This window comes from Arthrobacter sp. YAF34 (assembly GCF_052113245.1).
Lineage (GTDB): Bacteria > Actinomycetota > Actinomycetes > Actinomycetales > Micrococcaceae > Arthrobacter.
The window spans coordinates 1-2,659 of sequence record NZ_JBFRCV010000037.1 but is presented as its reverse complement, the minus strand read 5'-3'; the positions used below and the strand labels follow the sequence as shown (position 1 = coordinate 2,659).

Genomic DNA, 2,659 nt, shown 5'->3' with positions numbered 1-2,659 from the left:
GGAACAGTCTCCCCTGGCAACCATGACCAGGAAACACTCATCCCACGATGAAAAGCAGCCGGAAACCACCTCAACCAACAGAGAACCCCTTGACTCCGAACCTGCACGTGAGCGGTCCTGACAGAAAGGCACCCATGACTTATTCGGCTGCGGACAACCGCTATGAATCCATGCCCTACCGCCGCGTCGGACGCAGCGGCCTGAAACTTCCCGCGATCTCCCTGGGCCTGTGGCACAACTTCGGCGACGACAAGCGCTTCGATGAACAGCGCGCCATCTTGCGCCGTGCCTTCGATCTCGGCGTCACCCACTTTGACCTCGCCAACAACTACGGGCCGCCGGACGGCTCGGCCGAAATCAACTTCGGCCGCCACCTGCGGGACGATTTCAAGCCGTACCGGGATGAACTCGTCATCTCCACCAAGGCCGGCTACTACATGTGGCCCGGCCCCTACGGCGAGTGGGGCTCCCGCAAATCCCTGCTCTCCAGCCTGGACCAGTCGCTGCAGCGCATGGGCCTGGACTACGTGGACATCTTCTACAGCCACCGTCCGGACCCCGAGACGCCGATGGAAGAGACCATGGGTGCGCTGGACTACGCCGTGCGCTCCGGCAAGGCGCTCTACGCAGGCATCTCCTCCTACACCCCGGAACAGACCATCGAGGCTGCCCGGATCCTGAAAGAGCTCGGCACCCCGCTGCTCATCCACCAGCCCAGCTACTCCATGCTGAACCGCTGGACCGAAAACGGCTCGCCCAACCTCTACGAGGTGCTGGAGCAGGTGGGCGCAGGATCCATCGCGTTCTCCCCGCTGGCACAGGGCATGCTCACGAACCGCTACCTCAACGGCATCCCGGCCGATTCGCGGGCCGCCAAGGAACGGTTCCTGTCAGAATCGGCACTGACCGAGGACAAACTGGACCGTGTCCGCGGGCTCAACAATATCGCCGCCGGCCGCGGGCAATCACTGGCGCAGATGGCCATCGCCTGGATCCTCCGCGACCAGCCCAAGGGCACCCCCGTCGCGTCCGCCCTCGCGGGGGCATCCAGCGTCAAGCAGCTGGAGGACACCCTGTCCGCCATCAACAATCTGGCGTTCACGGAGGACGAGCTGAAATCGATCGACGAATTCGCCGTCGAGTCCGATATCAACCCCGCACGAAGAAAAGCACAAATATGAACATGACATGCATCACCACAAACTCTCTGGCCGATGGCCGGGAGATCTTCTACTTTGACGACGCAGGCTCCGCCGAGCGGCCCGCCGCATCCCTCGTGGACCACCGGGAACTGCCCGCCCRCCCCAAGCCCGGCGAGCTGCGCTTCGATGCGCTCAGCCGGGAATGGGTGGCCGTCGCCGCGCACCGGCAGTCGCGCACCCACCTGCCCCCGGCGGACCAGTGCCCGATCTGTCCGACGACGCCGGCCAACCAGACCGAGATCCCGGCGCCGGACTACGACGTGGCCGTCTTTGAAAACCGCTTCCCCTCTCTCGGCCCTGACGCCCGCGAGATTCCCGCGGCGCCGGTCTGGGGGACGACAGGACCCGCGACAGGCCGGTGCGAAGTGGTGGCGTTCACCCCGCAGCACACCGGTTCCTTCGCCGAACTGGGCTGGCTCCGGACCCGCACGGTGATTGACGCCTGGGCCCACCGGACGCAAGCGCTGAGCGCGCTGCCCGGCATCCAACAGGTCTTCCCGTTCGAAAACCGGGGCGCCGACATCGGCGTCACCCTGCACCACCCGCACGGGCAAATCTACGCCTACCCGTACATAACACCGCGCGCCGCGGTGCTGGCCGCCGCAGCCGGCGAGTTCGCCGCCACGACGGACGGCACCGCAACCCTCACCGCCTCCCTGCTCCAGGCCGAACGCAGCGACGGCAGCCGCATGGTCCTCGAGGGCGAACACTTTAGCGCCTACGTCCCGTTCGCGGCACGCTGGCCGCTGGAAGTCCACCTCGTCCCGCACCGCCAGGTCCCGGACCTCGCCGCCCTGGACGGAGCCGAGCGCGACGAGCTGGCGGAGCTGTACCCCGAACTGCTCAAACGCTTTGACGCCCTGTATCCGACGCCGACCCCCTACATCGCGGCCTGGCACCAGGCTCCGCTGGAACCCGCCATGCGCCGGGCCGGTCACCTGCACCTGCAGCTGACATCTCCCCGCCGCGCGGCGGACAAGCTGAAGTACCTGGCCGGATCCGAGGCTGCCATGGGTGCCTTCATCAACGACACCACCCCTGAATCCGTCGCGGCCCGGCTGCGCGAAGCGGCCGCCCAGCCGGCCGGCCTCACAACCCGTCCCGCTCTGGCCCCGGAAGGCGTTTCAGCATGACATCGACAGCACCCAGCAACGCCCGGGCCCACGAGCTGGCGGACCGTTTCGAGGCCACCTTCGGCGCGGCACCGCACGGCGTCTGGGCCGCGCCCGGCCGGGTGAACCTGATCGGCGAGCACACCGACTACAACGAGGGCTTCGTCCTGCCCTTCGCGATCGACAACCGGGCCCGGACCGCCGTGCGGCTCCGTGACGACTCCACCGTCCGGCTGCTGTCCACATCCGGAGACCAGAGGCTCGTTGAGGCCGACACCACCGCCCTGGCGCCGGGCACCGTCACCCGCTGGGCCAAGTATCCCCTCGGAGTGGTCTGGGCGCTTC

The 2,659-nt window shown here is 67.3% G+C and carries 3 protein-coding genes; all 3 read left to right on the top strand.

Annotated features, from left to right (window positions below; translation table 11 throughout):
* The first annotated feature begins 134 nt into the window (after positions 1 to 134).
* On the top strand, positions 135 to 1,181 hold the full coding sequence (gene mgrA, locus AB4Y72_RS19650; protein ID WP_441427811.1) for an L-glyceraldehyde 3-phosphate reductase: 1,047 nt from the start codon (positions 135 to 137) through the stop codon (positions 1,179 to 1,181).
* Between the two features lie 2 nt (positions 1,182 to 1,183).
* Positions 1,184 to 2,335, top strand: a complete 1,152-nt coding sequence (gene galT / locus AB4Y72_RS19645) for a galactose-1-phosphate uridylyltransferase (protein ID WP_441427812.1) — start codon at positions 1,184 to 1,186, stop codon at positions 2,333 to 2,335.
* Positions 2,332 to 2,659 (top strand): galactokinase family protein (locus tag AB4Y72_RS19640; protein ID WP_441427810.1); only part of this gene is annotated, 328 nt, incomplete at its 3' end. The genes galT and AB4Y72_RS19640, both read left to right, overlap by 4 nt.

Bases quoted from the DNA above. Each gene is read 5' to 3' on its own strand.
- mgrA (WP_441427811.1), top strand. From the start codon at position 135: ATGACTTATTCGGCTGCGGACAACCGCTATGAATCCATGCCCTACCGC.